Annotated in this window: 25 protein-coding genes; 18 read left to right on the top strand and 7 right to left on the bottom strand. The window is 60.6% G+C overall.

The genetic code is table 11. The features are described from left to right. Positions 1–6 precede the first annotated feature (6 nt). Positions 7–1,020, bottom strand: a complete 1,014-nt coding sequence (locus ORG26_RS10360; protein WP_266368959.1) for an LLM class flavin-dependent oxidoreductase — start codon at positions 1,018–1,020, stop codon at positions 7–9. A gap of 84 nt (positions 1,021–1,104) precedes the next feature. After that, positions 1,105–2,718 (bottom strand): serine hydrolase domain-containing protein, encoded by a 1,614-nt coding sequence (locus ORG26_RS10355; protein ID WP_266368958.1) that lies wholly within the window; start codon positions 2,716–2,718, stop codon positions 1,105–1,107. An 84-nt stretch (positions 2,719–2,802) separates the two neighbouring features. Between ORG26_RS10355 and ORG26_RS10350 the strand changes: the two genes are divergently transcribed. Both ORG26_RS10350 and ORG26_RS10345 read left to right on the top strand, forming a co-directional pair. Further along, positions 2,803–3,399, top strand: a complete 597-nt coding sequence (locus tag ORG26_RS10350) for a hypothetical protein (protein ID WP_266368957.1) — start codon at positions 2,803–2,805, stop codon at positions 3,397–3,399. A 77-nt stretch (positions 3,400–3,476) separates the two neighbouring features. Next, positions 3,477–3,785 (top strand): hypothetical protein, encoded by a 309-nt coding sequence (locus ORG26_RS10345; RefSeq protein ID WP_266368956.1) that lies wholly within the window; start codon positions 3,477–3,479, stop codon positions 3,783–3,785. Between the two features lie 41 nt (positions 3,786–3,826). Here the strand turns inward: ORG26_RS10345 and ORG26_RS10340 are convergent, their stop codons facing one another. Beyond that, the gene (locus ORG26_RS10340; protein WP_266368955.1) at positions 3,827–5,023 is read right to left on the bottom strand and encodes an outer membrane protein assembly factor BamB family protein; all 1,197 of its coding nucleotides are present in this window, start codon (positions 5,021–5,023) and stop codon (positions 3,827–3,829) included. Between the two features lie 216 nt (positions 5,024–5,239). On the opposite strand from ORG26_RS10340, the gene ORG26_RS10335 reads away from it, so the two are divergent. The 3 genes from ORG26_RS10335 (at position 5,240) to ORG26_RS10325 (ending at position 7,957) form a co-directional block, all read left to right on the top strand. Further along, positions 5,240–6,049 (top strand): MlaE family ABC transporter permease, encoded by an 810-nt coding sequence (locus tag ORG26_RS10335; protein WP_266369370.1) that lies wholly within the window; start codon positions 5,240–5,242, stop codon positions 6,047–6,049. Between the two features lies 1 nt (position 6,050). Then, entirely contained in the window at positions 6,051–6,827 is a 777-nt protein-coding gene (locus ORG26_RS10330) for an ABC transporter ATP-binding protein (RefSeq protein ID WP_266368954.1), read from the top strand. 104 nt (positions 6,828–6,931) lie between these two features. Then, a complete protein-coding gene (locus ORG26_RS10325; protein ID WP_266368953.1) occupies positions 6,932–7,957 on the top strand; it encodes an MlaD family protein in 1,026 nt (341 codons plus the stop codon). A gap of 80 nt (positions 7,958–8,037) precedes the next feature. Here ORG26_RS10325 and ORG26_RS10320 read toward each other — a convergent pair whose 3' ends face one another. Next, the gene (locus ORG26_RS10320; RefSeq protein ID WP_323134408.1) at positions 8,038–9,420 is read right to left on the bottom strand and encodes a neutral/alkaline non-lysosomal ceramidase N-terminal domain-containing protein; all 1,383 of its coding nucleotides are present in this window, start codon (positions 9,418–9,420) and stop codon (positions 8,038–8,040) included. An 88-nt stretch (positions 9,421–9,508) separates the two neighbouring features. Between ORG26_RS10320 and murI the strand changes: the two genes are divergently transcribed. From murI to ORG26_RS10290, 6 genes are all read left to right on the top strand, one after another. Next, the gene (gene murI / locus ORG26_RS10315; protein WP_266368952.1) at positions 9,509–10,333 is read left to right on the top strand and encodes a glutamate racemase; all 825 of its coding nucleotides are present in this window, start codon (positions 9,509–9,511) and stop codon (positions 10,331–10,333) included. 102 nt (positions 10,334–10,435) lie between these two features. After that, positions 10,436–12,199, top strand: coding sequence for a glycoside hydrolase family 9 protein (locus ORG26_RS10310; protein ID WP_266368951.1), 1,764 nt, complete (start codon positions 10,436–10,438; stop codon positions 12,197–12,199). 10 nt (positions 12,200–12,209) lie between these two features. Next, positions 12,210–13,076: a pirin family protein gene (locus ORG26_RS10305; protein ID WP_266368950.1), complete on the top strand. Its 867-nt coding sequence runs from the start codon at positions 12,210–12,212 to the stop codon at positions 13,074–13,076. A 232-nt stretch (positions 13,077–13,308) separates the two neighbouring features. Further along, positions 13,309–13,806: a DUF6265 family protein gene (locus ORG26_RS10300; RefSeq protein ID WP_266368949.1), complete on the top strand. Its 498-nt coding sequence runs from the start codon at positions 13,309–13,311 to the stop codon at positions 13,804–13,806. Then, the gene (locus ORG26_RS10295) at positions 13,807–14,844 is read left to right on the top strand and encodes a bifunctional heptose 7-phosphate kinase/heptose 1-phosphate adenyltransferase (protein WP_266368948.1); all 1,038 of its coding nucleotides are present in this window, start codon (positions 13,807–13,809) and stop codon (positions 14,842–14,844) included. Between the two features lie 73 nt (positions 14,845–14,917). Beyond that, complete coding sequence (locus ORG26_RS10290; protein WP_266368947.1) at positions 14,918–16,189, top strand: AGE family epimerase/isomerase; 1,272 nt, start codon at positions 14,918–14,920, stop codon at positions 16,187–16,189. On the opposite strand, the gene ORG26_RS10285 is transcribed toward ORG26_RS10290, so the two are convergent. After that, the gene (locus tag ORG26_RS10285; protein WP_266368946.1) at positions 16,134–17,462 is read right to left on the bottom strand and encodes a cytochrome P450; all 1,329 of its coding nucleotides are present in this window, start codon (positions 17,460–17,462) and stop codon (positions 16,134–16,136) included. The genes ORG26_RS10290 and ORG26_RS10285 overlap by 56 nt on opposite strands. A gap of 204 nt (positions 17,463–17,666) precedes the next feature. Here ORG26_RS10285 and ORG26_RS10280 point away from each other — a divergent pair, with 204 nt between their 5' ends. Next, the gene (locus ORG26_RS10280; RefSeq protein ID WP_266368945.1) at positions 17,667–18,179 is read left to right on the top strand and encodes a DinB family protein; all 513 of its coding nucleotides are present in this window, start codon (positions 17,667–17,669) and stop codon (positions 18,177–18,179) included. An 85-nt stretch (positions 18,180–18,264) separates the two neighbouring features. On the opposite strand, the gene ORG26_RS10275 is transcribed toward ORG26_RS10280, so the two are convergent. Next, a complete protein-coding gene (locus tag ORG26_RS10275; protein ID WP_266368944.1) occupies positions 18,265–19,539 on the bottom strand; it encodes a GAF domain-containing sensor histidine kinase in 1,275 nt (424 codons plus the stop codon). A gap of 218 nt (positions 19,540–19,757) precedes the next feature. Here ORG26_RS10275 and ORG26_RS10270 point away from each other — a divergent pair, with 218 nt between their 5' ends. Next, positions 19,758–20,888 (top strand): MBL fold metallo-hydrolase, encoded by a 1,131-nt coding sequence (locus ORG26_RS10270; protein WP_266368943.1) that lies wholly within the window; start codon positions 19,758–19,760, stop codon positions 20,886–20,888. A gap of 124 nt (positions 20,889–21,012) precedes the next feature. Further along, positions 21,013–21,765: a succinate dehydrogenase/fumarate reductase iron-sulfur subunit gene (locus ORG26_RS10265; RefSeq protein WP_266368942.1), complete on the top strand. Its 753-nt coding sequence runs from the start codon at positions 21,013–21,015 to the stop codon at positions 21,763–21,765. Positions 21,766–21,776: 11 nt separating this feature from the next. Here ORG26_RS10265 and ORG26_RS10260 read toward each other — a convergent pair whose 3' ends face one another. Beyond that, positions 21,777–22,232, bottom strand: coding sequence for a hypothetical protein (locus ORG26_RS10260; protein WP_266368941.1), 456 nt, complete (start codon positions 22,230–22,232; stop codon positions 21,777–21,779). Between the two features lie 102 nt (positions 22,233–22,334). On the opposite strand from ORG26_RS10260, the gene ORG26_RS10255 reads away from it, so the two are divergent. The 4 genes from ORG26_RS10255 (at position 22,335) to ORG26_RS10240 (ending at position 26,895) form a co-directional block, all read left to right on the top strand. After that, entirely contained in the window at positions 22,335–23,234 is a 900-nt protein-coding gene (locus ORG26_RS10255; RefSeq protein WP_266368940.1) for an ATP-grasp domain-containing protein, read from the top strand. Positions 23,235–23,327: 93 nt separating this feature from the next. Next, positions 23,328–24,098, top strand: coding sequence for a CPBP family intramembrane glutamic endopeptidase (locus ORG26_RS10250; RefSeq protein ID WP_266368939.1), 771 nt, complete (start codon positions 23,328–23,330; stop codon positions 24,096–24,098). A gap of 91 nt (positions 24,099–24,189) precedes the next feature. After that, entirely contained in the window at positions 24,190–25,812 is a 1,623-nt protein-coding gene (locus ORG26_RS10245; protein ID WP_266368938.1) for a catalase, read from the top strand. 135 nt (positions 25,813–25,947) lie between these two features. Then, the gene (locus tag ORG26_RS10240) at positions 25,948–26,895 is read left to right on the top strand and encodes an NAD(P)-dependent alcohol dehydrogenase (protein ID WP_266368937.1); all 948 of its coding nucleotides are present in this window, start codon (positions 25,948–25,950) and stop codon (positions 26,893–26,895) included. Positions 26,896–26,973 lie beyond the last annotated feature (78 nt).

Here is a 26,973-nt window from a genome sequence, read left to right as displayed (position 1 = left end):
CTCCTCTCACCCGGCAACGGCGCTCCGCAGCGCAAACGCTTCGGCCAGCAGCCGATACGACTCCAGCCGTTCCTCCAGATTTGAAGCGATGTTGGCGAGGATGATTTCGTCGACGCCGTAACGGTCAGCCAGGCGCTCCAACTGCGCTTTTACCTCCTCCGGACTGCCGAAGACCATGCGCTGCCGGTTGTGCAGAATCCGGCCCTGCTCGGCCGGCGAATAGACGATGTCCCGGATGTCTTCGTACTCGACCGCTTCGATGCGGCCGCGGGTTTCCAGTTGCAGAAAGCGGTGGTCGGTGATGGCCTGCTGCTGCCGCACGGTTTCCGGATCTTCCGAGCTGAAAACAAACACGGCCACATTGGCCTGCGGCTCCTCCAGATTTTCGGAGGGCTGGAAATGGTCGCGGTAGTACTGCACCGCTTCCGGACCACCGTGCGGATTGATGAAGTGCGCGAAGGAAAAGCCCATCCCGAAATGGGCCGCCAGCGCCGCGCTATGGCCGCTGGAACTCAGAATCCACTGCTCGGGGACCGAAGGGGCCATCGGCATCGCCCGCACCTTTTCCTGCACGCTGCCCGGCGCGTAGCGGTCGTTCAGGTAGTTTTGCAGATCGAACAGCTGATCGACGAAATCCTGCTCGCTGAAGGTGTTCGACGGATTCAGCACGCTGGCCGTAACCCGGTCACCGCCGGGAGCACGCCCGACACCGAGGTCGATCCGGCCCGGAAAAAGGCTTTCGAGCACCCGGAAGTTTTCGGCCACTTTCAGCGCGCTGTAATGGGGCAGCATGACCCCGCCCGAACCGAACCGGATGGTCTGCGTCTGGCCCGCCAGGTGCGCAATCAGCACTTCGGGCGAGGTGCCGGCCAGGGCCGTGGTATTATGGTGTTCGGATACCCAGAAACGGGTGTAGCCCAGTTCGTCGGCGAGTCTGGCCAGCTGAACCGTTTCCTGCAAGGCTTCGGCCGCGTGGCTGCCTTTGCGGATGGGCGATTGATCTAAGACACTTAACCGCATAGTCATTCAGGTTGAGCGGCCCGCCGCAAAGCGGGCCTTCTTTCCTTTCAGAACAGCGGGAACGGGCCGAAAGGTGCCTCCGACCTATCTTTTCTCCGAAACGGCCGCCAGTAGTTTCCCCTCCAGCACCGGGCGCGGGTCTTTGTTGGCCGGATTCAGCACGGACAGGCTTTTCCGGAATTCCATCTGAAGCCCTGCTTCCGTAAACCGGCAGGTTACGAGGTCGTAGTGGGCCGTTTCGATAAATCGCCACTGCATCGTAAACGTGTTGTCGTCCGTCCAGACACCGGAAGCGGCCAGTCTGGTTTCCTTTTCACCCGGTACGGGCGTCGGCACCAGTTTGATGGGCAGGGTCGAAAGGTCGGTCCGGCCTTCGGTCCAGCGGTTGAGGCCGCAGTTGATCCGGTGTTCGCCTTTATCGTCCCGCAGGGTCACGACACAGGCTTCGGGGCGGAATTGGAGCGAAACCGTTTTGATCTTCATCGGGTTCTCGGCCATCTCGAACGGCTTGCCGCTCACCCGACCGACCAGCGGCGAAGTGGTTTGACCGGCCAGCATCGGCAGGGCCAGCGACGTCAGTTTTTGCTTCAGCTGGCCTTGGGCCGAGGCGTTGGCGGGAAGCTTGTCCGCCTGCACGGCGGGCAGGATGTGGTCCCAGACCTGGTCCATGATCGCCTGCATGTCGCCCGTTTCGCTCGTGATGGCAACGACCATTTCCTGTTCGGGCAGTACGATGCAGTACTGGCCGTTGGCCCCATCGCCGCGGTAGGCCCCGTTGCGGCAGCGCCAGAACTGGTAGCCGTAGCCCTGCAGCCAGTCGTTCTTCTCGGCCGGACGTGCGCCGCCTTTCGACATGATGTGCGAGCGGGTCGCGTCGGCCACCCAGCTTTCGGGCAGGATGCGTTTGCCGTTCCACATGCCTTTCTGCAAATACAACTGCCCGAATTTGGCGATGTCTTCGGTCCGCACACGCAGGCCCCAGCCGCCCGTGTTGACGCCCTGCTCGTTGACTTCCCAGTCGGCCCCTTCTATGCCGAGCGGGGCAAAAAGGCGGGGTTTGAGGTAGTCGAGGAGCGTTTGTCCGGTCAGTTTCTGGATAATGGCCGACAGCATGTACGTAGCGCCGCTGTTGTAGACGAAAAACGTACCCGGTTCGTGCTCCACGGGTTGCGCCAGAAAGGCCTTGACCCAGTCATTGCTGTCTCCGGACCGCAGGGCGGGTGTCGAGTCTTTATCGTGGCCCGTCGACATGGTCAGCAGGTCTTTCACGCGCATGGCGGCCAGGTTGGGACTAATGGTCGCCGGGACTTTATCGGGAAAAAGAGAGACGACCTTATCGTTGACCGTCAGCCGCCCTTCGGCCACCGCCAGCCCGATGGCCGTGGAGGCAAAGCTTTTGCTGAGCGAATACAGCGTGTGTTTCAGGTTGGGCGCATAGGGAGCCCACCAGCCTTCGGCGAGCACCTGTCCGCGCCGGAGCACCATAAGGCTGTGGACGTTGAGCTTGCCCGCTTCGACGGCGTTGATAAAATTCAGAATGCCGGATGAGGCCACGCCCTGCGCTTCAGGAAGGCTTCGGGGCAATTGAACGGTCTTGAACGGATGGGCGAGTGCTGATTCGGGTAAAGCGCTGATCAGAGCAATTCCGGTCGTACCAAGGCCGAGTTGCTGAAGGAAGGTTCTACGGGTCAGGAGCATAGGAAAAGCAGGGTTTCGATTTTACAGAAAGCGATAAATCAAAATTTGTTACTTTACCGACTCTGTCCAAAATCCGTCTTTTCGATGCTAAGAACCTTATCCCGCTGGTTGGACCGGATTGCCTCCGCGAAAACCCTGCTGCCCGCCCTGGCGCTGGCGCTCTTTTTCATGGCCTACCTGATGCCCCTGCTGGCCGAACGCATGAACACGGCCGCGGGCCACCCCGTCGAGCCGATTGATGTTCTGATGTTTAAATTTGACCCCGCCCTGATTCAGCGGATGGTCGAAGGGTACGGCGACGCGGGCCGCGCCGTGTACGCGGAGGGTATCGCGACGTTTGACCTTGCCTACCCGCTGGCCTATACGTTTCTGTTCTGCCTGGCGCTGGCGCTGCTGTTCCGCAACCGGCCGTACGCGCCTTTCCCGCTTGTCAACCTGCTGCCGCTGGTAGGACTGGTAGCCGATCTGGCCGAAAATGCCTGCATCGTGTACCTGCTGCGGGCGTATCCAGCCTCCTCTTCCACGGTGGCGTCGGTCTGTACGGTGGCGTCGGCGGTGAAGTGGGCCGCCGCGGCCGGAGTGCTGGCACTAATCGGGTACGGGCTGATTCGGCTGGCTTTCCGGTCGGGGGGCGGGTCACAGGGTCCCCGGGTTGCCGCAGAAAGCGTGGCCGAAGCCTAAACAGTTTGGCGCTGCCCCGGGTTGAGGAAAGGCGATGCACCCTGGCGTCGCCTTTTTCTTACCAAACCGGTTTGTGTATGCGCATGATTTTGTGTTGCCTGCTGCTCGGTCTGACGGCTACGGTCGGTTTCGGACAAAAAGATACGACGATTCTGCGGCGTCCGGCCGAGCCAGCCGTCACCCCGCCCGCCCGGAGCGACGTGCCGGTGACCAGTCCGCCGACGACGCCTTCTTCGGCTCCGCAACTGTCGCCAAACCCGGTCGAGACACCGGCGCCCGCCCGCAACCGGCGCGTCCGTCGCCGCCTCCGGACCGTGCCGCCCAGTGACCCGAATGCGTTCGGCGTAGGCGTAACCATCGAGAAAGACACCACCCGGCGGGACTAAACAGCCCGGTGACCTTCCGCAGCCGCGAGCAGGGCCGGAGGTCAAAGCTGCCAGCAGTAAATGTACCCGTCCGCGCTGCCCGCCAGCAGGCGCGCCCCGGCAAGGGTCGGCGCGGAAAAGATGGCCCCAACCCGGTGATACAGGTTCAGAAAGTCCTCGGGAACGCGGATGAGGGTTTGAATGTCCGGCCGAAACCGGTCGTCGGCGCCGAAATACCGGGATTTGTGCTGTTCGTACCCCACCGTGGTCCGTGTCCAGCGAACGGCTCCGGTCCGGCGGTCGAGACCAAGAATTTTGCCCATCAGCGTGCCCACGTACAACCGGTCGTCCGAAAACGCCGCCCCGCCGAAAATGTTGAATCCCGCATCCGTCCGCCAGAGTTCCCGACCCGTCCGGCCGTCTACGGCGGCGATGAGTTTGTCGTCCGACGTGCCCACGTACAGCACCGAATCGCGGACGCTCAGGGCCGTTGCCCAGCCCAGCGGAAACGATTTGGTCCAGTGGTCGTAGCCGTGCGAGGCATCGAGGGCGTACAGGTTGTAATCCCGGCTGCCGATGTACACCAGCCCGTTGCCGACGACGGGAGACCCCTGCATTTCGCCTTTGGGAAAATAGCGGTGCCCGACCGACTTGAATTTCCACCGCAGCGAACCCGTCCGCACGTCGAGGGCGTAGAGATGTCCGTCCAGCGAACCGATAAAAAGCCGGTCGCCCGCCAGCGCGGGCGTGGTGTGAACAATGTCGCCCGTCTGAAAGCTCCACTGCAATTGCCCGGTGTCGGCGCTGACGGCATAAACGCGTCCGTCGCCCGCTCCGAAACAGACCCAATTGCCGCTGACGACCGGCGAAGAATGGTAGTAGTCCGCAAAATCGTATTTCCGCTCGCCCAGAATGCCGCCCAGCGTCCGGAAACGCCAGCGAATCTGCCCGGAAGCGGCGTCGAGGGCGTACAGCACCGCATCCCCGGCCGTGACGTACACCCGCCCGTCGTGCAGGCAGGCCGTTGACCGGATCACGCCGCCCAGCCGCCGCGCCCAGCGGACCTGCCCGGTTGTCAGGTCCAGCGCGTAAAGTGTGCTGTCGAGGCTGCCGACAAAGGCCCGTTCACCGGATACGGCCGGAGAGCCGATGACGGGGCCGCCCGTCCGGAATTTCCAGGCCAGCGAAGGGCCTGCGTCTGGTTGACCGTGAGCGAAAAAGCAGTAAGTTGTGAGGGCAAGAAGCAGGGCGTATCGCATGGGGCAAGGGTCGGGCTTACAAAGACTTACCGGCAGGCAAGGTAGCCGTTGGGGCGGACAGTTTTCTCCCATCAACTGCGGGAAAGAAGCCGTTCGGCGCGCTGGCTCCGGCCCTCTCCGTAACGAATTCAAACTACTGCCGCTTCTGCGGGTTTTACCATACAAACGTAAGCCGGAGCCGCCTGGGCAGCCGGATGATGATCGGAGAACTGCATGATGAATTCACAACTTTCCAAACCGGAATCCGCTCCCCGGCCCGTCGTGACCCGGCGAATGGACCGTGTTTTTCTCAATTTATACAACGTAGGCACCTTCATTGCCCGGTTTTTCCGGGAAGTCCTGATGCCGCCCTACGAAGGCCGCGAGATCGTGCGGCAGTGCTACGAGGTGGGCGTCCGGTCGCTGCCGCTGATTACGCTGACGGGTTTTATCACCGGCATCGTGTTCACGAACCAGTCGCGGCCGTCGCTGGCCGAATTCGGGGCTACTTCCTGGCTGCCGTCGCTGATTTCGATTGCGCTCGTGCGGGCGCTGGCGCCGCTGGTGACGGCCCTGATCTGCGCCGGGCGGGTGGGCTCCAACATCGGGGCGGAACTCGGCTCCATGCGCGTGACGGAACAGATCGACGCGATGGAGGTTTCGGCCACCAATCCGTTCAAGTTTCTGGTCGCCAGCCGCGTACTGGCCACCACGTTCATGATTCCGACGCTGGCCATGTACTTTGTCGGCGTGGGTCTGCTGGGCGCTTTTCTGAACATCAACCAGAACGAAGGCACCAGCTTTATCAGTTTCGTGGAGGAATTTTTCGACGCGATTTCGTTCCTGGACGTGAATTCGTCGGTGATCAAAGCCACCATTTTCGGTTTCACCATCGGCATGGTCGGCAGTTACAAAGGCTATTATTCTTCAAAGGGAACCGAAGGCGTGGGCCGGGCGGCCAACTCGGCAGTGGTGACGGCGATGTTTCTTATTTTCATCGAAGAAATTATGATTATGCAGATTGTGAACGCTATCCGGGCCATGTAAGATGATGCAGAAATCCACCCCTATCAATCGGGACGAAACCGTCATCAGCCTGCGCGGCGTCCGGATTTCGTTTGGCGATCTGCACGTGCTGCGGGGCGTCGATCTGGACCTGTTTCAGGGCGAAAACCTCGTCGTGCTGGGCCGCTCCGGAACCGGAAAGTCGGTTTTGATAAAAATTCTGGTCGGACTGCTGAAACCGGACGCCGGTTCGGTGAAGGTGCTGGGCGAGGAAGTCACCGCCATGTCGCCCCGCGAACTGGACCAGCTGCGGCTGAAAGTCGGGTTCTCGTTCCAGAACAGCGCCCTGTACGACAGCATGACGGTGCGCGAAAACCTTGAATTTCCGCTCATCCGCAACGTCCGGAACCTCAGCCGGACCGAAATCAACCGGGCGGTGGAAGAGGCGCTGGACGGCGTGGGGCTTTCGCAGACGATCAACCAGATGCCGTCCGAACTCTCCGGCGGGCAGCGCAAACGCATCGGCATTGCCCGGACGCTCATTCTGCGACCGGAAATCATGCTGTACGATGAGCCCACCGCCGGCCTCGACCCCATCACGTCGGAAGACATCAACGGACTCATCAACGAGGTGCAGGAACGGTACCGGACGTCGTCGATCATCATCACCCACGACCTGACCTGCGCCAAAAGCGTCGGCGACCGCATCGCCATGCTCCTCGACGGGCAGTTTGCGCGGCAGGGCACGTTCGAGGAGGTGTTCAACGACCCGGAAGACGAGCGGGTGAAACAGTTTTATGAATACAACTTTGTGATGTAACCCGGAATGATATTCCGGGCAATAAGTCGAAAACGTCCCGGAATGGCATTCCGGGTTACAAATTGAAAAACTAACCCTCCGGAATACCATTCCGGGTTACGCATATGAATTCAGGAGATAACAAACGCGCCATTACCGTCGGCATCTTTATCGCGGTCGGCATTGCTATACTGGTTACGGGAATTGTGGTGCTGGGCGGCCAGCAGAAGCGGTTTGTCAAGACCGTTCACGTGTTTTCCGTTTTTGATGACGTAGGCGGCCTTCAGGTGGGCAACAACGTCTGGTTTTCCGGCGTAAAAATTGGCACCGTGCGCAAAATCCGGTTCTACGGCACGTCGCAGGTCGAAATCATGATGAACATCGAGGAAAGCTCCCGGCAGTACATCCGCAAGGACGCCAAAGCCAGCCTGAGCACCGACGGACTGATCGGCAACAAGATCGTGCAGATCGTGGGCGGCTCTCCCCGGACCGAACCCGTTGAGGACGGCGACCGCCTCCAGGCCAACGAAGCCCTCAGTTCGGATGAAATCATGGAGACGCTTCAGGCCAACAACCAGAATCTGCTCAAAGTGACGACCGACGTGAAGAACATCGTCGATAAAATCTCAAAGGGCAAAGGCATGGCCGGGGCCGTTCTGACCGACGACGGGCTGGCGGTGCAGTTCCGGGCGGCGCTGACGAGTCTGCAGTCCGCCTCCGAAAACGCCAACCGCCTCTCCGGCTCGCTGAACCAGTACACCTCCAAGCTGAACCGCAAAGGCACGCTGGCCTACGATCTGGTGTCGGATACGGTTATTTTCAACGATCTGCGCACCTCGTCGGCCCGGCTGCGGCAGGCGTCCGCGGCGGCGACCGAGATTACCGGCAACATCACCAAAGCCACCGACCGCCTCAACAGCCGCGATAACGCCGTGGGGCTGCTGCTCAACGACGAGACCGTCAACCGCGACCTGAAAGCGACCATCCGCAACCTCGAAAGCAGCACGCAGAAGCTGGACGAAAACATGGAGGCCCTGCAGCACAACTTCCTCCTGCGCGGTTTCTTCCGCAAGCGGGCCAAGGAAGAAGCCAAACAGAAAGAAGCCGCCAAAACCACGGTGACGACGGAGACTGTTAAGGGGATGGAATGAGTGATTGAGTGAATGAGCGGTTGAGTGATCTGGTAATTCTGCACTCAATCGCTCATTCACTCAATTACAAATTTCCAACGTCAAAGCTTCCCCGCCAGACCCCGCATCATTTCTGTAAAATACGCCCCGTTGCCCGGCCCGAACCAGTTCATGTCCCGGGTTTCGTAGTGCTTTTCGTGGTAATATCGGTCCGGCGTGATGTAGCCCACGTACCCGCCGTCGAAGCTCGTAACCATCAGATGCAGGCCGCGCTGCTGCGCCGCCGGAAGTACGTCCGGAACCAGCTCGCCTGAGAAGTCGCAGGGAGTACCCAGCAGTAGGGCGGGACCGAGGCGCAGGGCTTTCAACTCGGACGGGTAATCGCCATAAAACGAAAGAAAAAGGCCCGGCCGGAGTCGCCAGCCGTCGGCAATGCGGGCGTGGGGCTCGCGCAGCGACAGGGGCAGCGTCAGCAAGGCCAGCGCACTGTCGGGGCGGGTCTGGATGGCGGACAGCCGGGGCAGCAGGCGGCGCGCCAGCGAATCGGCATAACGGGCGACGGGCTTGCGGCCGTCGGAGTCGCCTTCCACCCGCGGCGAGGTGGTGCCCACGGCCCCGGCCATGAAAGCCGCAAAGCCGCCCGTGGCCCGCTCGATCCGGTCGACCAGCGCACCGGGATAGTCGCGGCTCAGGTGCCCGGCTCCTTCCACAGCCCGGTAGATGGTGGCGTGGCCCGAAAACGTACACAGATAAGCCGTTTCGCCGGATGCTTTCCGGAATTTCAGCGTCCGGATAGGACCATCGACCGGGCCGCTGTCGTCGCGGCGGTTGTGAATAAACGGCGTGCCGTCCACTTCGTCGTAACCGACCGTGACCGGGTCCATGCGCTGCTTCGCCAGCCGGATGGATTGCAGAATGGCGTCGGTGAGCCTGCCGACCAGTTTTTCGTCAAAATCGCCCGCAATCAGTTCGCCCACCAGTCCGGGAGCCCAGCCGCCGACGCTGTTGTGCGAGTGAATGGCTCCGGAATACACATTGTCCCAGGTCAGGCCCACTTCGGGCAGTCGTTTTTTGAGCTGAGCGGCGACGGTCGGCGGCGTAATGAGCAAATCCAGCGCCAGGACGGCGACGGTGTTGCTGCCGTTGCTGAAGACCATCGTCCGGACGAACACCGAATCGTGGACGGTGGTCCAGTGTTTGCCGCGGCGGACACCGTAACCGCCGGTCGGCGTCGTATAGGCCGGTGTGATGTTGACTTTGGCCCAGCCAGCCTGCAGCGGGGCGGTGGGTTTGGGCGGAAGGGGCAGGGCGGCGAGGCGGGCTTTGGTCTGCCGGTAAAAGTCGGTCTGCCGGTACGGCGTCTCGTCGATGGGCACCACGCTGGCGGCGATCAGCAGCAGCAGTAGAAGGACAAGACCCAGCAGCAATTTAACAATGAAGCGGAAGTAGCGCATCCGGTGGATAGAAGAGGGGTTGTTTTGCAAAGTTTATCAAAGAGAATCAAAGTTCATCAATGATTTCTTTGCGGTTCTTTGCGATCCTTTGCTAAACTTTGTGAAATAACTTTTTTGAATGCCCGCTCCACAACCCATTGGCGTTTTCGATTCCGGCTACGGCGGACTGACCGTCCTGCAAAGCATCGTTCGGAAACTGCCGCAGTACGATTACGTTTACCTCGGCGACAACGCCCGGACGCCCTACGGCACCCGTTCGTTCGATACGGTGTACCACTATACCCTCGAATGCGTGCAGCACCTGTTCCGGATGGGCTGCCGACTGGTGATTCTGGCCTGCAACACCGCTTCGGCCAAAGCCCTGCGCAACATCCAGCAACTCGACCTGCCGACGCTGGCCCCGGAGCGCCGCGTGCTGGGGGTGATCCGCCCGACCACCGAAGTGATTGGCCGGTTTACCGCCTCCGGCCACGTGGGCATTCTGGCGACGCGCGGGACGGTCACATCGGAGTCTTACCGGGTCGAAATCGAAAAGTTTTTTCCGGCGCTGGCGGTGTATCAGGAGGCCTGTCCGATGTGGGTGCCGCTGGTCGAGAACGGCGAGCACCTCGACCCCGGCGCGGATTATTTCGTCCGGAAGCACCTGAAAAACCTGCTGGACCAGTCGCCGGACATCGACACGCTGCTGCTGGCCTGTACCCATTACCCGCTGCTGCTGCCCAAAATCAGGGAATTTGCCCCCGACGGAATGACCATCCTGAGTCAGGGCGAGATTGTGGCCGACAGCCTGGCCGATTACCTGGACCGGCATCCGGAGATGGCGGAGCAGTGCTCCAAGGGAGGCTCGCGCCGGTTTCTGACCACCGACTCTCCGGAAGATTTCAGCCGGCAGGCGGGGCTGTTCTGGAACGAACCCGTAGCGGCGGAGCGGTTAAATCTGTAACTTTGAACGGGTGGGGTTCGCGCAGATTGACGGTTCGCCGTTGCGACGCAGAAAGCACCAGTGCCAATCTGCGCGACCCCCTCAGGCTTTTCTAAACCAAATATGCTGAACAAACTAGTAACCTCCAGCGCCCTTCTGCTGGCCGGAGTAAGCACGGTTCTGGCCCAGACCGGCCCGGAGGCCATTCGCCTCAACCAGCTTGGCTTTTATCCGCAGGCTCCAAAAACCGCCGCGGTGGCCGCCGACGCGCCGACGGCCTTTGCGGTCGTTTCGGGGAAAGATACCGTTTTCCGGGGGCAGCTTTCGGCTCCGCGCACCAGCCCATATTCCGGTAAAAAGACGCGTCTGGCCGATTTTTCAGCCGTTCGCAAGCCGGGAAAATACGTGCTTGTGGTGCCGGGCGTGGGCGTTTCGTACCCGTTCGAAATCCGGAACAACGTCAACGAACCGGTGGCCAAAGCGTCCCTGAAAGGCTTTTATTTCCAGCGCCTGTCGATGCCGCTGGACGAAAAATATGCCGGGAAGTGGGCGCGCCCGGCCGGCCACCCGGATACGAAGGTGCTGGTACACCCGTCAGCCGCTTCGGCCAGCCGCCCGGCCGGAACGGTGCTTTCCTCGCCGCTGGGCTGGTACGATGCGGGCGATTACAACAAATACATCGTCAATTCGGGCATTACGGTCGCCACGCTGCTGTCGCTGCACGAAGATTTTCCGGCCTACAGCCAGAAGCTTTCGGTCGGCATTCCGGAAAGCGGCAACGCCGTGCCCGACCTGCTGGACGAATCGCTCTACAACCTCCGCTGGATGCTGACGATGCAGGACCCCACCGACGGCGGCGTGTACCATAAGCTGACCAACGCCAAATTCGACGGCATGGAAATGCCGCACAAAGTAGCCAACACCCCGCGCTATGTGGTGCAGAAAAGCACCGCCGCCGCCCTGGATTTTGCCGCCGTCATGGCGCAGGCCAGCCGCGTGTACCGGGCCTACAACCGGCCCTTGCCCGGGCTGGCAGACTCCTGCCAGCGGGCGGCGCTCCGGGCCTGGGAATGGGCGCAGAAAAACCCGGCCGTTCTGTACCGGCAGGAGGAAATGAACAAACAGTTTGACCCCGACGTCACGACGGGCGCGTACGGCGACAACAACCTCAGCGACGAGTGGGCCTGGGCCGGTGCCGAACTCTTTGCCACCACCGGCAAACCGGAGTACCTGACCGCCGCCAAACTGACCGAAGGCTCCGTTTCGCTGCCCTCCTGGAACCAGGTACGGGCGCTGGGGTACTACACGCTGCTGCGGCTCGGCAAAAAGCTTCCGGCCCAGTTTCAGAACCAGCTGCCGGACTGGCAGAAGCGCGTGGTGGCCCTGTCGGATACGCTCATGAGCGGTTTCGACCAGCGGCCTTACGCCACGGTCATGGGCCGGACCGCCCGGGATTTTATCTGGGGAAGCAGCGCCGTGGCCGCCAATCAGGGCATTGCGCTCATTCAGGCGTACCGGCTGACCCGCGACCCCCGCTATCTGCGCGGCGCTCTGACGAACCTGGATTACCTGCTGGGCCGCAACGCGACGGGATATTCGTTCGTGACGGGCCTGGGGCACAAAACGCCGATGCACATTCACCACCGGCCTTCCGAAGCCGACGGCATTGCGGAGCCGGTGCCGGGGCTGCTGTCCGGAGGACCCAATCCGGGGCGGCAGGACAAATGCACGACCTATACTTCCACGGCGGCCGACGAATGCTTTACGGATGACGCCTGTTCGTACGCGTCCAACGAAATTGCCATCAACTGGAACGCACCGCTGGTGTACCTGGCCGGAGCCATCGAAGCTCTGCAGGGCGACCTGGGCCGTACCGCTAATGACTAATCAACTAACTATGCCTCAACGTTTAATCCGCACGCTGATCCGGCCCCGCGCGCAGTCGATGGGAGTGCTGACCATGCACCAGCCGCTGCCCGCGCCGGGTCTGGATGCCCTCGACCCGTTTCTGCTGCTGCACCACCACGGTCCGCAAACCTTTCCGTCGCACAACAGCGGCCTGCCGTTCGGACCGCACCCGCACCGGGGTTTCGAAACGGTAACGTTCATTTACGAAGGCGACGTCCGGCACCGCGACAGCAACGGTTTTGCCAGCACCATCGGGCGCGGCGGCGTGCAGTGGATGACCACCGGCCGCGGGCTGGTGCATTCCGAAAGCTCGTCGGCCGAATTTCGCCAGCGCGGCGGCCCGGTCGAACTCATCCAGCTCTGGACCAATTTGCCCGCCCGTTCGAAAATGATCGCGCCGCATTATGTCGGCCTGCAGGAAGCGGACATTCCCACCGCCTCGCTCGACGGCGGCCGGGTGACCGTTGCCGTTACGTCCGGCGAGTGGGAGGGCGTGCAGGGGCCGGTCAGGCCGGTGTACGATGTCGAACTGGCAAACGTGCGCCTGCAGGCGGGCGGGGCGTTTACCCGCCGGATTGCTGCGGATCGCGCCGTACTTTTTTACCTGTTAAACGGGACGATTGTCGTCAACGGACAGGAGGTAACGGGCCGGGCGCTGGTCGTTTTTGCCCCGGAAGGCGACGAACTGAGCGTGGAAGCGCGGACCGATGCCCGCATTCTGCTCGGCTCTGCCCCGCCGCTGAACGAGCCGGTCGCCTCCTACGGGCCGTTTGTGATGAACACGCAGGAAGAAATCCGCCAGGCCATTTTTGATTACCAGAACGGGCTCATGGGCGTTTTGCAGGACGAAGATTAAGCACTGCTGAATAGTAAAAAAGAGGCTTCTGTAATCCGGAAGCCTCTTTTTTGTGCCCGGAAATCACTCCGCGCCGTCGGAATGGATTTTTGACTTCATCAGAAGACGAGGCAATTTTTAAGTAAATCGGGCGGCAAAAACGGTTTTGGGATTAATGACACAGCGGACAAACCGGGCGGCGCACCACCTTAGCCTGCCTGCGGTTTTTCCCATTTCTCAAACCCCGTTTTTCATGAAAAAATACCTCTTGACCGCCCTGCTCAGCGGCGGACTTCTCGCGTCCGTTGTCGCCCAGACCGCCTCCCGGACCGGCACACTGGCCGACATGCAGTTCATCGCCGGACACTGGCAGGGAACCCACAACGGCGGCCCCATCGAAGCGGCCTGGACCGACCCCAGCGGCGACAACATTATGGGCATGATCCGGATGATGAAAGACGGAAAAGTGACCCTGTACGAAGTGTTTGCGTTTGAACAGACCGCCACGGGTCCGGTGGTAATGGTGAAGCACTTCAAGCCCGGCCTGATCGGCGTGGAGGAAAAGGACAAGTCCGATCGGTACGTTTTTCTGGAAGCGTCCAAAAACCGGGCGATTTACGAAAAACAGGGCGGCGACCCGCTGCGGGTGCTGTACGAGCGTCGTTCGCCCAACCAGCTCGTCATTGCGCTCGGTCGGCAGCAGGACGGCAACTGGCAGTTTAAGGACCTCTTCGTTTTTCAGTCCAAATAAATGACGGATTTCGATTTGCCGACGCTTTTTGACCGGTTTCGAACGCTGCGCGCCGCCGTGATCGGGGATTTTGCGGTGGACTGTTACTACACGCTCCAGACCGAAACGGGCGAAAACTCCCTCGAAACGGGCCTGCCGGTGCATTGGGGCGGGCGAATGCAGACTTCGCCGGGCGGCGCCGGAAACGTGGTGCAGAACCTGGCCGCGCTGGGCGTCGGCGCGATTCGGGCGTTCGGGGCCGTGGGCCCGGATGCCTTCGGGCGCGAACTGCGTCACCTGCTGCAGCGGGTCAACGTCGATACAAGCGGCCTGCTGACCGTCGAAACGGGCTGGGACACCTGCGTCTACACCAAGCCGATGCGGGAAGGCCGGGAAGGGAACCGCCTCGATTTCGGAACGCAAAACGCCTTGTCGGAGGCCGTTTTCGGGCAGCTTCTGGCCGAACTCGAACGGGCTTTGCCCACGCTCGATGTGCTGATTCTGAACCAGCAGTTTCCGGCCCCGCTTCTGGACGCCGCCCGGACGGTCCGGCTGAACGAGTTGCTGCTGAACCACCCGAATTGCCAGTACGTGGCGGATATGCGGCACGTGGGGCAGCACCTGCGCCAGATTCCGCTGAAGGTCAATACGGCGGAGCTCGCCCGGATGCTGAACGTTCCGGAGGCGTCGGAAGAGGACGAGGACTGGTGTCGTCAGCACAGCCGTCAGCTCGCCGGTCGCCTGTCTGCGCCCGTCATCCTGACGCGCGGAGCCGCGGGCATTCTGTACGTGGACACAGCCGAATCGGCAAGCGTCGCCGGGTTGCCGCTCGCCGGTCCGCTGGACACCGTCGGGGCCGGGGATACCGTCGTGGCGGCCTACGCGGCCTGCCGGGGAGCCGGAGCCCGCCCGCCGGAAGCCATCGCCCTCGCCAACCTCGCCGCCGCCGTAACCGTGCAGAAGCTCGGCCAGACCGGAACGGCAAACCGGGAGGAAATTAGCGAGTTAGCGAATGGCGAATTGGCGAATAGCTTCGCTCGCCTGCCCCGCAATTCCTAGAGTTGTGAATACGTACCCACTCACTATTCGCCAATTCGCTATTCGCCAATTCACTAATTCACAATCAAAAAGTATGACCCACCTCACCGAAGCCCGCCACCACCTCACGCGGGAGCTTCTGCCGTTCTGGACGGCCCGCTGCCGGGACATGGTCAACGGCGGTTTTATTACGCATTTTGATAAAAATGGCAACGATTCGGGCGAAGATGAGAAGTCGCTGATTGCCCAGACGCGCTGCCTGTACACGTTCGCTTCGGCTCACCGGGCGGGGTATGGCGACGGCGAGCTGGCCGAATTTGCCCGCCACGGCGCGGATTATTTGCTGAGCCGGATGTGGGATGAAGAACATGGCGGGTTTTACTGGATGACCAACCGCCGCGGGGAGGTAGTCAACGACCAGAAAATCGTCTACGGACAGAGCTTCGCCATCTACAGCCTGAGCGAGTACACCCTCGCCACCGGCGACCCCCGCGGACTGGAATACGCTTCCCGGACGTTCGACCTGTTGCAGAAACACGCGGCGGATACGCAGTACGGCGGCTACTTCGAAATGTTCTGGCGCGACTGGACGCTGAAAGGCCCCGGCCCGGCGGGCGGCGACCGCAAAACGCTGGATGTGCACATGCACCTGATGGAGGCGTACACCACCCTTTACGAGGCCAGCCGACTGCCGCTGCACCGCCGAAAACTACAGGAGGTCATCGGCATTTTGCTGAACAAAGTGTTGCATCCGGAGTACGGAACCGGCATTCCGCAGTTCTGGGCCGACTGGCGGGTGGCTCCGCAGATCAAATTCGATGTCATCTGGGGCTGGGACCGGTTCACGGAAGACGGCGTCAAGCGCGAAGCGGAAGACAACACCAGCTACGGCCACAATACCGAATTTGCCTGGCTGCTGCTGCACGCGCTCGAAACGCTCGGGATGCCGCTGGACGATTACCGCGAGGCCCTGCGCAAACCGCTGGAGCACGCCGCCGATTTTGGCATTGATGAAGAATACGGCGGCGTTTTTGTCGAAGGTTCCCATGCCGGAACCGTCTACGACCGGGAAAAAGAGTTCTGGCAGCAGGCCGAAGCCCTCATCGGCTTTCTGGACGGCTACCGGCTGTTCGGCGACGAAAAATACATGCATGCCTACGACCGGGTGCATCGCTTCGTTTTCGACAAAATGATCAACCGCCCTGTGGGCGAGTGGTGGCCGCTGATGACGCGCCAGGGCGAACCCATCTGGACGCACATGAGCCATTCGTGGAAAATCAACTACCACACCGTCCGGTCGATGGTGCAGTCTATCCGGCGGCTGGAACAACTGGCGGCCCGGTCGATACCGGCGGCCCGGTCGTAACCGGCGTCAGGGCCTGCCGGACATTGATCATGACAAAACCGCTTTTGGGAAACGTCGGCAGGCGGGTGATGGGGTAATCCATGTCCTGCTTCGGCACGTCGAAGGTCATCGACTGGGTCAGAAAACCCACCGCCACTTTCAGCGCCTCGATGGTGATCCATTCGCCGGGGCAGCGGTGGCCGTTCTCGTAAGGCCCGCCGCCCTGCGGGATAAGGCGGAACGGGTCGCCGTCCCAGTTCCGGAACCGCTCGGGCCAGAACTCTTCCGGCCGCTGCCAGAGGCGGGCATCGCGGTTGGTGCCGAAAATGTCCAGCAGAACCAGCGTGCCTTTCGGAAAACGGTGCCCCTGCCAGTCGAAATCGTCGCGGACACGGGCGCCCATAAAGGGGGCAAACGGATAATACCGGCGGACTTCCTGCACGAAACGTTCGATGTCGGCTTCGGTTCCCGCCGTCCGGAGCTGCTGCCGGAAGCCCCGGTAGCGGTGCAGGGCGTGGGCCGCAAAGACAATATAGGTCGAAATAGCGACAATCGGACGCGTGGCGTTCAGGAGTTCTACCGCTGCCATTTTGGGGTCGAGCACCTGCGGGCTGCCGGACGCGTCGGGTTCGGTAAATCGGGCCAGTACGGCCAGCGGCGTGCCTTCTTCCACCGGCAGGGTGCCGGCGCGTACCTGTTCGATCAGCGCGCCAATCCACCGCTCGGTGCGTTGCCGGGCGGCCCGGCCTTTCCAGTTGCGCACGCCCAGGCTGCCGAAGCCATCGACCATGCTCCACATATCGCGGGCCCGCTGGGGCGCTTCTTCGTCGGTCAACGGGATTCCGGCCCAGCGGCAGGCGGCCAGCGTCAGCAGGGTCTGGCTTTCTTCGAACAACACCACGCGCGGCATCCGGCTCCAGCGTTCGCGCGCCCGAATCCATTCCTGCCGCATGGCTTCCATCAGTGTCTGAATCCGGTCGGGCGCCATCAGCAGCGAGCGAAACATATCCTTGCGGTGGCGATGCTGGCCGTTGTCGAGGGTGTGAATGGCCTTTTCGCCGGTCAGCGTTTTTTGAATCGGCGCCGGGACGGCCCCATGCCGGATGAATTTCGACGGGTCGTAGAACAACCGAGCCGCCTCCCGACCGTGAATGCAGAAGACCGGCTTTCCCGGCAGATTGATCCCGAAAATATCCGTTTCGTAAATCCGACAGCATTTCTGGATAAATCGGTATCCGTCTGACAAAAAAGCGGACAGGCTCTCGGTCAGGCCGATGCGGGGCATGGGTTTCATGACAGTTGACAGGAAGTGTTAAAGGGTAACGAAACGCTTGAGCGGGGTGTTTGGGAGAAAACGCCGTAGGTGAGGCAACGGCTTCCCTAACTCACACCCTGTCAGGGCCTGCGACCGCTGACAGGGTTTTGGAAGGCTACTGACATAAGGCTGTCACCGGCGCGGGTGATCTTTGTATGGTTCAACCAAAACAAGATAAATACGATGACACCTGTTCAAACCCCGGTAGCCCTGATTCCCATGTGGCAGAAAGAACTGGAGCTCGAAGCCGAGACCACCCGCAAAATGCTGGAACGCGTGCCGGATGACAAATTCGACTGGCAGCCGCATCCCAAAAGCATGACCATCCGGCAACTGGCTACGCACATCGCCGAACTGCCCACCTGGGTTCCGCTGGCAATCAATACCGAGGAGCTGGATTTTGCTGTCTACGAATACAAGCCGGTACCGATCAACAACCGCGCGGAACTGCTGGCCTATTTTGAACAGGCGCTGGACGAGGGTCGGGAAGCCCTGCGCACGGTAGCGGAAGAACAACTGGAACTGCCCTGGACACTGCGGCAGGGCGACCAGATCTTCAGCACCTCGACCAAGGCCGAAACCATTCGCCATGCTTTCAGCCAGATCATCCACCACCGGGCGCAGCTGGGCGTTTTCCTCCGGCTGCTGGACATTCCGATTCCGGGAAGCTACGGGCCGAGCGCGGACGAACAGTAGTTCCGAACTGGGTGAACCCTGGCAGCGGTCGCAGACCCTGCCAGGGTTCACCCAGTTCATTTTGTAAGAAGATTAATCAGGAAGATCAGTTCTCTAAAAGCGGAAAGCTCAGCTGACAAAGCGTGTATTCGCCCAGTTGACTTTCGATGGTTAAGTGCCCGCCCTGCAATTCCGTGAACTGACGGGCCAAAGCCAGTCCCAGCCCCGTACCGGAGATACCTTCTGTATTGGAAGCCCGAAAAAATCCCTCTCCCAGCCGCTCCATGTCTTCCTCCGGAATGCCGATGCCGTAATCCTTGACGGAAACATGGACCCGCCCGTCGGCCTCCCAGAGCCGCACTTCCACGGGTTTCAGAGAATCAACCGAATATTTGAGGCCGTTGCTGAGCAGGTTTTCGAGCACGTGTTCGAGGAGCATCAGGTCCGCGTGAATGATGGCCTCGTCGGTTTCGGGCCGGAAGTCGAGGCGGGCGTAGTCCGGGTCCTGGTGGCGGCGGCGTTCGATCAGCCGCTGGCAGAACGAAACCAGATCGCAGGGTTCGAGCACGAACTGCATGCGGTTCGACTGGTAATTTTCCTGCTGAACGGCCATGTTGATGAGGTGCTTCAGCCGGAGAATTTCCACCCGGATCGGTTCAATGTTTTCGAGCAGCCGCTGGGCAAGTGCCGGGTCGGTCACCTTCTGGCTGATCATTTCGATGAGTTCAATGCCCGAAAGGATGATCGACAGCGGCGTCCGGAATTCGTGCGACACCAGACTGACAAACCGCGACTTCAGCTCGTTGGCCTTTCGCTCCAGCACCAGCGCCTTTTGCAGTTCCTGTTCCGCCTCCTGAAGCCGAATCTGGCTTTCGGCCAGTTCGTGGTTGCGTTTGCGAAGCTCCAGCAACTGCGACACCTGATGAGCCAGGTCCCGGAGGGCCTGCTGCTGGGTAGTGGTCAGTTTGCGGGGATAATGGTCGATCACGCAGAGGCTGCCCAGCGCGTTGCCAGCCGAATCGAGCAGCGGTGCCCCGGCGTAAAACTCGACCTGCAGGGGGCCGGTCGTTAGCGGATTATCAAAAAAACGATCGTCCTGCCGGGCATCCGGAATTTCGAAGAGGTGGTCGGGTTCCAGAATCGCGTGGGCGCAGAAAGCCACGTCCCGCGGCAGTTCGCGGATCTCAAGCCCGTGTGCGGATTTGAACCACTGACGGTCGCGGTCGACGAGGCTGATGAGCGAAACGGGCGTATCGCAGATGACAGAAGCCAGTCGGGTAATAGCATCGTAATCGTCCTCCGGAAGGGTATCCAGAATGGCGTAATCCTGAAGGGCCTGCAGGCGCACTTCTTCATTCTCCGGAATCGGGGCGGTTTTCATCGCATGCACGGGGCCATTGGGAATCAACGTGAATCCTGGCCAAACCACAAAACTTGGAATAAGTGCATGAAGTTACTGCGTAAGTGCAAGCCCCAAATTAAAACCGGATTAACATCCTGATCAGACCCGTACAAAACCCTCCGGGAACGTCTGGTAAATCCGTTCGCGACTGGTCTTCGGAACTCACACCGATAGCGCGCTGTTCCTCCGTCATATCTATGAAGAAATTCCTGAAAATGATGGGACTTGTACTGCTCATAACCCTTGGCCTGATGGGCCTGGCGGTTGGCATTTTTATGAACGTGGCTCCGCAGATGGGCGGCAAGGCTACCGGGGCCCGGCTGCAGCGGATACAAAACTCGCCCAATTTCAAGGACGGGACGTTCCGGAACACCACCGAAACCCTCATGGACATGTCCGTCGCCAAAATGGCCCGCATCGGCTGGCTCATCCTGCGCGGAGTCAAGGGGAGCGAACCGGATGAAGTCATCAAAACCGTGCCGTTCGATGCCGGGCGGCTGGTGCGTACCGGGTCCGCCGATGAAGTCGCCGTAAGCTGGTTCGGCCATTCGTCGCTGCTGATTCGGGTGGGCGGCAAAACCATCCTGACCGATCCCGTTTTCGGCGAACGGGCCTCGGCCGTCTCGTTTCTGGGGCCGAAACGCTTCCGCTACGACCGGTATATGGACGTGGCCGGACTTCCGCCCGTCGATGCCGTCATTTTTTCCCACGACCATTACGACCACCTCGACTACCCGACCGTTTTAGGGCTCAAAGGGCGCGTCAAACGCTTTTTTGTACCGCTGGGCGTCGGGGCGCACCTCGAAGCCTGGGGCATTCCGGCCGGGCAGATTACCGAACTGGACTGGTGGGAAACCACCCAACTGGACGAGCTGACGCTGGTCTGCACGCCGGCGCGGCATTTCTCAGGTCGTGGTTTTAGCCGGGATGCGACGCTATGGAGTTCCTGGGTGCTGCTGGGCGGCGGCAAACGCGTGTTCTACGGAGCCGACTCCGGTTATTCGCCCAACTTCAAGGCCATCGGCGACAAATACGGCCCGTTCGATCTGGCCATGCTCGAAAACGGGGCCTACAACGAGGCCTGGCACAGCATTCACTCCATGCCCGAAGAAACGGCCCAGGCCGGAAAAGACGTCCGGGCGGCCGTCGTGCTGCCCATTCACTGGGGCAAATTCAACCTGGCCCTGCACGAATGGCGCGACCCGATTCGCCGCCTGACGAAAAAAGCCGCCGAACTGGGCCTTCCGCTGACGACGCCGCAGATCGGCGAAGTGGTGCGCCTGGACGAACCGCTGCCCAGGGCGGCCTGGTGGGACCAATACCCGTAAACAACCTTGTTCAGAACAAAGGCCCTCTCCGCGGAGAGGGCCTTTGTTTTTCCGGGCCTTTGGCTATTTTTCTCCAACCCTTTGCCGCTTCTGCAAGTTAGGGGCCTATCCAACGCACTCCGTTATGAATATTACGCTGAAGGTTTGGCGGCAAAAAGGCCCCAATGCACCGGGTAAGCTGGTGGAATACAAACTGAAGGATATTTCACCGGACACTTCTTTTCTCGAAATGTTCGACATTCTGAACGCCGATCTGGTCAAAAAAGGCGAAAGCCCCGTTGCTTTCGATCACGACTGCCGGGAAGGCATCTGCGGACAGTGCTCGATGTACATCAACGGCCGTCCGCACGGCCCGCAGACTGGGGCCGCCACCTGCCTGCTGCACATGCGGAGCTTTACGGACGGCGAAACAATCGTCGTGGAACCCTGGCGCTCGCGGGCGTTTCCCATCATCAAGGACCTGATGACCGACCGCACGGCCTTCGACCGGATCGTGCAGGCCGGGGGGTATATTTCGGTCAACACCGGCTCGGCTCCCGACGCCAACGAAATTCCCATTCCCCGCGATGTGCAGGAAAAGGCAATGGACGCGGCGGCCTGCATTGCCTGCGGCGCCTGCGTGGCGGCCTGCAAGAATGCCTCGGCCATGCTGTTTACGGCCTCACAGGTTTCTAAGTTTGCGCTGCTGCCCCAGGGCCAGGCCGAACGGCAGGAACGGGTGGCGCGCATGGTGGCCCAGATGGACGTGGAGGGCTTCGGTGCCTGCTCGTTTACCGGTGCCTGCGCCGTAGAATGCCCGGCCTCGATTTCCATCGACAACATCGTCCGGATGAACCGCGAATACCTGTCTTCGAAGGCTACGTCGGAAAACACCTAGCGCCGGCCGCGTCACAGAAACAACCGGTACACCGCAATCGCCCCGAACGTGAAGACGACGTGGGCGAGGCCGATGGACGGCAGAAACGTGCGCAGGTTGACAATCGGCGGACGCGGGTGAACGGCAAAGAACAAGCGCCAGAGAATGATGGCTGCCCCCGCACTGGCCGCACTCAGCCACAGTCCGTCCCGAAACGTAGGCTGGCCGATGCCGGTCTGCCAGATCCAGTGATACACGGAGGCAAAAGCCAGTCCGACGGCATAGTGAGCGATAATGCCGGTAATGATCGCCGGGCGGCGTTCAGACAGGCCGCCGTTGGGGCCGGTCTGGTTGGCGATCATGGTGCCCAGTATCTTCGTCACTTTCGTCTGTCGCCCGCCCAGCACAAAGGCGAGCCCGTACATGAACAGCGTCATGAGGGCAGTTCCGGCAATTCCAGACAAAAGGACAGGTAGAATTTCTTCCATACGTTGCTAAACGTGAACAAGTCTTTTTCTGACGTATGGAAGGCAGGAAAATTATTTAGCGAGCAAAAACGCGGTAATTTTGCTCCTTTGAAGGATTGATACATGAAGATTGCCTACATCACCTACGAAGACGAAGGAAAATACACCGCCCCCGTGGGAGGCGACGAAGAAGGGGACCTTTTGCGGTTCCTGTCTAGTAAAGGACTCTCGGTGCACAAGGAAGTATGGACCGACCCCGCCGTCCGGTGGGAAGCCTACGACCTGGCCCTGCTGAAATCACCCTGGGATTATTTTGATAAAATCGGGTCGTTCTACGCCTGGCTCGACACTATTCGGGCGGCGGGCGTCCGGCTGCTGAACCCCGTCGAGGTGGTCCGCTGGAACAGCGACAAGCATTACCTGGCCGACATTGCCGCCGCCGGCCTGCCGGTTACGCCGACCCTGTTTCTCGAAAAAGACACCCGCCCGGACCTGACGGCCTGCTTCGACCAGTTCGGCACCGACAGGCTCATCGTCAAGCCCTGCGTGAGCGGCGGGTCCAAAAACACCTTCGCCCTGACCCGCGAACAGGTGGCCGAATCCAGCCCGCGGGTGGAAGAACTGCTGAAGCAGGAGGCGTTTATGGCGCAGCCGTTCATCGAAGAAATCCGGACCGAAGGCGAATGGTCGCTGCTGTTTTTCGGCGGGCAATTCAGCCACTGCGTCCTGAAAAAAGCCAAACCCGGCGACTTCCGGGTGCAGCACTACCTCGGCGGCACGATTCACCCGCAGGTTCCGGCCGCCGACCTGCTCGCGCAGGCCAGCGCCTACGTGGAGCAGTTTGCAAAAGGCTGCCTCTACGCCCGGGTTGACGGCACGCTGATCAACGGTCGGTTTGTGCTCATGGAACTGGAGCTGATCGAGCCGTTCCTGTTCCTGTTCACACATCCGGAAAGCTTCGAAAACTACTTCCGGGCGCTGGACCGAATGGTGTTGTCAACGGTTCCGGGTCCGGTCTTCTGATTTCGCCGGTTTGTCGGCTTTTCCGGCGGTCTGGTCAAGCCTGGGGAAAGGGATTCCGGCGGGGCCGTTACCTTTGCGGCGTCTCTTTCCTCCATGCTTCTGAAGCCCATGAAAAGCGCCCGGCTGATTGTTGTTTACCTGTTTCTGAGTGCCTGTTACCAATTGCCGGAGTTTATCCGCAACCGTACCGGCAGCGACGGTATGTTTCTGGGTCTGATGGCGCTCTTTCTGCTGCTGGTCCACGTTGTCCTTCGCAAACAGGGCCGGGATGGGCTTCAGGCGGCGGGTCTGCACTGGAAGTCCGGCAGTCGTGCGCAATTACTGACCGGGCTGCTGGTACAAGCTTCGGTAACGGCCCTGGCGTTCGGCCTGAGCTGTGCTCTCGGCCTGACGCGTGTGACGCAGGTGCCGCCGCCCGAGCAGCTGGCAACCGGATTGCTGATTTTTAGCATCGGTACGCTGCTGCCTTCGCTGGCCGAAGATGTCCTGACGCGCGGCTACCTCTTTGCCCACGGGGCGCATCGCCTGAGCGCCCGGACGTTCGTGCTGCTTTCTACCGGTCTTTTTGTGCTCAACCATGCCTACCGGCTGCAGAACGGCCCGACTACCTGGGTGTTTTTGGCCGTCATGGGCGTGAGCCTGGCCCTGCCGCTGGTCCTGACGCGCTCGCTCTGGCTGACGTTCGGGCTGCACTGGGGCAACAACATCGTTTACCAGTTGACGAATAATGTGATCCGTTCGGAGGACGTGACGGACTTTTCATCTACCTGGGTGCTGACCGGCGCGATTCTGCTGATGACGTTTGTGCTGCCGCTGCTGGTGCGTCGGTTGGGAAAGAGCGGGCTGACGGGTGTGACGGATTAACAGGAAATCTACCAAAGCCAAAGGATAAATCTGGTGAACCATTTGTGAGAGAGGTCGTTTAAGAGGCTCGTAACCATCCGCACTCACGTCTATGGAAAACCAGAACGGCAACCGCAACGGAAACGGCCATCAGGAGGGCCAGCCGCAGCAGAACAGCGGCCAAAACACCCTGACTACCCGGCAGGGGCATCCGGTTTATGACAACCAGAATGTCCGGACGGTCGGTAACCGGGGGCCAACCACGCTTGAGAACTACCCATTTCTCGAAAAAATCAGCCATTTCGACCGCGAACGCATTCCGGAGCGCGTCGTACACGCGCGCGGAGCGGGCGCACACGGGGTTTTTGAAGCCTACGGGACGGTAGGCGGCGAGCCGGTGTCCAAATACACGCGTGCCAAACTTTTTCAGCAGCAGGGAAAGCAAACGCCGGTTTTTGTCCGGTTTTCGTCGGTCATCCACGGCGGGCATTCGCCCGAAACGCTGCGCGACCCGCGGGGTTTTGCGGTGAAATTTTATACCGAAGAAGGCAACTGGGACCTGGTCGGCAACAACCTGAAGGTCTTTTTTATCCGGGATGCGATGAAGTTTCCGGATCTGGTGCACGCCTTCAAACCGGACCCGGTCACCAACATCCAGGACGGGCAGCGCATTTTCGATTTCATCTGCAATACGCCCGAGGCCATGCACATGATCACGTTCCTGTTCTCGCCCTGGGGCATTCCGGCCAACTACCGGCAGATGCAGGGTTCGGGCGTGAATACCTACAAATGGTACAACGATAAAGGCGAGGGCGTGCTGGTCAAATACCACTGGGAGCCGCTCAAACAGGGCATTCGTAACCTGACGCAGTTGCAGGCGGAGGAAATTCAGGGGAAAAACTTCAACCACGCCACGCAGGACCTGTTTGAAGCCATCAAACGCGGCGATTATCCCGAATGGGAACTGTGTGTGCAGATTATGAGCGACGACGAACACCCGGAACTGGATTTCGATCCGCTGGATGATACCAAGCTCTGGCCGCAGGACCAGTTTCCGTTCCTGCCCGTCGGCAAGATGACGCTGAACCGCAATCCGGAGAATTATTTCAACGAGGTGGAACAGGTCGCTTTCGGGACGGGCGTGCTGGTAGACGGGCTGGACTTTTCGGACGACAAGATGTTGCAGGGCCGGACGTTCTCGTACTCGGATACGCAGCGCTACCGCGTTGGGTCCAACTACCTGCAATTGCCGATCAACGCGCCGAAAACGCACGTGGCGACCAACCAGCAGGGCGGCCAGATGCAGTACCAGACCGACATTCCGCCCGGAGCCAACCCGCACATCAACTACGAACCGTCGCTGATCGACGGCCTGAAGGAAGCGCCGAAGAATGGCCCCGACCATACGCCGTATGCGCAGGGCAATCTGGTGCGGCAGAAAATTGACCGGACCAACGACTTCAAGCAGGCGGGCGAACGCTACCGGATGTTTGAGGACTGGGAGCGCGAAGACCTGATCTTTAACCTGGTCAACACGCTGGCTCCGGTGGACCGCCGCATTCAGGACAAAATGGTGGAGCTTTTCACGAACTGTGATGAAGATTACGGCCGCCGGGTGCGCGAGGGACTGGAAGCTTCCCGCAACCAAAACGGCAGCGGTCCCATCGGGTCCACCTCGGCCCACGAAGGCGTACAGCAGGCGCAGGAAGAATCCCGTCCCGCCCAGCCGTACTGATGGACACCGAAGCGGTGCTTCGGTGAGTATTTTCTGATACTAGCCGGTGGTGGCACGACTCAATGTCGTGCCACCACTTTTTGGTAAACATTCGCCTGACTTTCAGGGTATTCTAACAAAATGCCATACCCATTTATGAAAGCTGTTGCCATTTACGAACACGGTGACCGAAGCGTACTGCGCCTCACGGACCTGCCCGAGCCGCGGGCCGAAAGCCACGATGTCCTCATCCGGGTGCGGGCCACGGGCATCAATCCCCTCGACACAAAAGTCCGCGACGGCAGTTTCGGCCGACTCATGGGCAAATTTCCCAAAGTGCTCGGGGCCGAGTGTGCGGGCGTGGTCGAAGCGGTCGGCGAACTGGTCACCGATTTTAGCCCCGGCGACCGGGTGGTGGCCTCCCTCGGACCGGTGGGCGGCGGCTACGCCGAACGGGTCAGCACGCACGAAAAGAACGTCGCCCACCTGCCCGACGCGGTTGATTTTCGGGATGGGGCGGCGCTGGTGGTCGGCGGCCTCACCTCGCTCATTGCACTCCGGGACCAGGGCCATCTGCGGCCCGGCGAACACGTGGTGATCAACGGCGCTTCGGGCGGCGTGGGCGTGGCGGGCGTGCAGATTGGCAAAATCCTGCACGGGCACATGACAGCCGTTTGCAGCGCGGCCAATGCGGAACTGGTGCAGAGTCTGGGCGCCGACCGGGTCATTGATTACAAGACAACGGATTTTACGAAAGAACCAGAGCAGTTTCGCCGGTACCGGATCGTTTTCGACGCCGTCGGCAAACGTTCTCTCTCCGAATGCCGGGACGTGCTCTCCAAAGATGGCGTCTACGTATCGACGCTGCCTTCCCCTAAACAGATCGCCGAAACGGTTCTTTCTACTTTTGCCGAGCAGAAAGCCAAAGTGGTTGCTTTTGCCTTCCGGCGCGAAGACATGGCCTGGCTGCTGCAGCATGCCGCGGAAGGCCGCCTGAAAGCCGTTATCGACCGGACCTATACGCTGGACCAGATTGCCGAAGCGCACGAATACAGCGAAAGCGGCCGGGTGAAAGGAAAGCTGGTGGTAGACATGGGCGAATAACGGGCGCATCGCAATGGCACGGCCCGAAGTAGTGCCCCGCTCTTACCGCAGCACCATCACCGTTCCTTTCCGCTTATC

This window comes from Tellurirhabdus rosea, from assembly GCF_026278345.1.
GTDB lineage: Bacteria > Bacteroidota > Bacteroidia > Cytophagales > Spirosomataceae > Tellurirhabdus > Tellurirhabdus rosea.
The sequence above is the reverse complement of the archived record's forward strand: the minus strand, read 5'-3'. Positions and strand labels throughout refer to the sequence as shown.

Excerpts from the sequence above, each read along its gene's own strand:
- ORG26_RS10360 (WP_266368959.1), bottom strand. The coding sequence starts at position 1,020 with ATGCGGTTAAGTGTCTTAGATCAATCGCCCATCCGCAAAGGCAGCCAC.
- ORG26_RS10355 (WP_266368958.1), bottom strand. The coding sequence starts at position 2,718 with ATGCTCCTGACCCGTAGAACCTTCCTTCAGCAACTCGGCCTTGGTACG.
- ORG26_RS10350 (WP_266368957.1), top strand. The coding sequence starts at position 2,803 with ATGCTAAGAACCTTATCCCGCTGGTTGGACCGGATTGCCTCCGCGAAA.
- ORG26_RS10345 (WP_266368956.1), top strand. The coding sequence starts at position 3,477 with ATGCGCATGATTTTGTGTTGCCTGCTGCTCGGTCTGACGGCTACGGTC.
- ORG26_RS10340 (WP_266368955.1), bottom strand. The coding sequence starts at position 5,023 with ATGCGATACGCCCTGCTTCTTGCCCTCACAACTTACTGCTTTTTCGCT.
- ORG26_RS10335 (WP_266369370.1), top strand. The coding sequence starts at position 5,240 with ATGAATTCACAACTTTCCAAACCGGAATCCGCTCCCCGGCCCGTCGTG.
- ORG26_RS10330 (WP_266368954.1), top strand. The coding sequence starts at position 6,051 with ATGATGCAGAAATCCACCCCTATCAATCGGGACGAAACCGTCATCAGC.
- ORG26_RS10325 (WP_266368953.1), top strand. The coding sequence starts at position 6,932 with ATGAATTCAGGAGATAACAAACGCGCCATTACCGTCGGCATCTTTATC.
- murI (WP_266368952.1), top strand. The coding sequence starts at position 9,509 with ATGCCCGCTCCACAACCCATTGGCGTTTTCGATTCCGGCTACGGCGGA.
- ORG26_RS10310 (WP_266368951.1), top strand. The coding sequence starts at position 10,436 with ATGCTGAACAAACTAGTAACCTCCAGCGCCCTTCTGCTGGCCGGAGTA.
- ORG26_RS10305 (WP_266368950.1), top strand. The coding sequence starts at position 12,210 with ATGCCTCAACGTTTAATCCGCACGCTGATCCGGCCCCGCGCGCAGTCG.
- ORG26_RS10300 (WP_266368949.1), top strand. The coding sequence starts at position 13,309 with ATGAAAAAATACCTCTTGACCGCCCTGCTCAGCGGCGGACTTCTCGCG.
- ORG26_RS10295 (WP_266368948.1), top strand. The coding sequence starts at position 13,807 with ATGACGGATTTCGATTTGCCGACGCTTTTTGACCGGTTTCGAACGCTG.
- ORG26_RS10290 (WP_266368947.1), top strand. The coding sequence starts at position 14,918 with ATGACCCACCTCACCGAAGCCCGCCACCACCTCACGCGGGAGCTTCTG.
- ORG26_RS10285 (WP_266368946.1), bottom strand. The coding sequence starts at position 17,462 with ATGAAACCCATGCCCCGCATCGGCCTGACCGAGAGCCTGTCCGCTTTT.
- ORG26_RS10280 (WP_266368945.1), top strand. The coding sequence starts at position 17,667 with ATGACACCTGTTCAAACCCCGGTAGCCCTGATTCCCATGTGGCAGAAA.
- ORG26_RS10275 (WP_266368944.1), bottom strand. The coding sequence starts at position 19,539 with ATGAAAACCGCCCCGATTCCGGAGAATGAAGAAGTGCGCCTGCAGGCC.
- ORG26_RS10270 (WP_266368943.1), top strand. The coding sequence starts at position 19,758 with ATGAAGAAATTCCTGAAAATGATGGGACTTGTACTGCTCATAACCCTT.
- ORG26_RS10265 (WP_266368942.1), top strand. The coding sequence starts at position 21,013 with ATGAATATTACGCTGAAGGTTTGGCGGCAAAAAGGCCCCAATGCACCG.
- ORG26_RS10260 (WP_266368941.1), bottom strand. The coding sequence starts at position 22,232 with ATGGAAGAAATTCTACCTGTCCTTTTGTCTGGAATTGCCGGAACTGCC.
- ORG26_RS10255 (WP_266368940.1), top strand. The coding sequence starts at position 22,335 with ATGAAGATTGCCTACATCACCTACGAAGACGAAGGAAAATACACCGCC.
- ORG26_RS10250 (WP_266368939.1), top strand. The coding sequence starts at position 23,328 with ATGCTTCTGAAGCCCATGAAAAGCGCCCGGCTGATTGTTGTTTACCTG.
- ORG26_RS10245 (WP_266368938.1), top strand. The coding sequence starts at position 24,190 with ATGGAAAACCAGAACGGCAACCGCAACGGAAACGGCCATCAGGAGGGC.
- ORG26_RS10240 (WP_266368937.1), top strand. The coding sequence starts at position 25,948 with ATGAAAGCTGTTGCCATTTACGAACACGGTGACCGAAGCGTACTGCGC.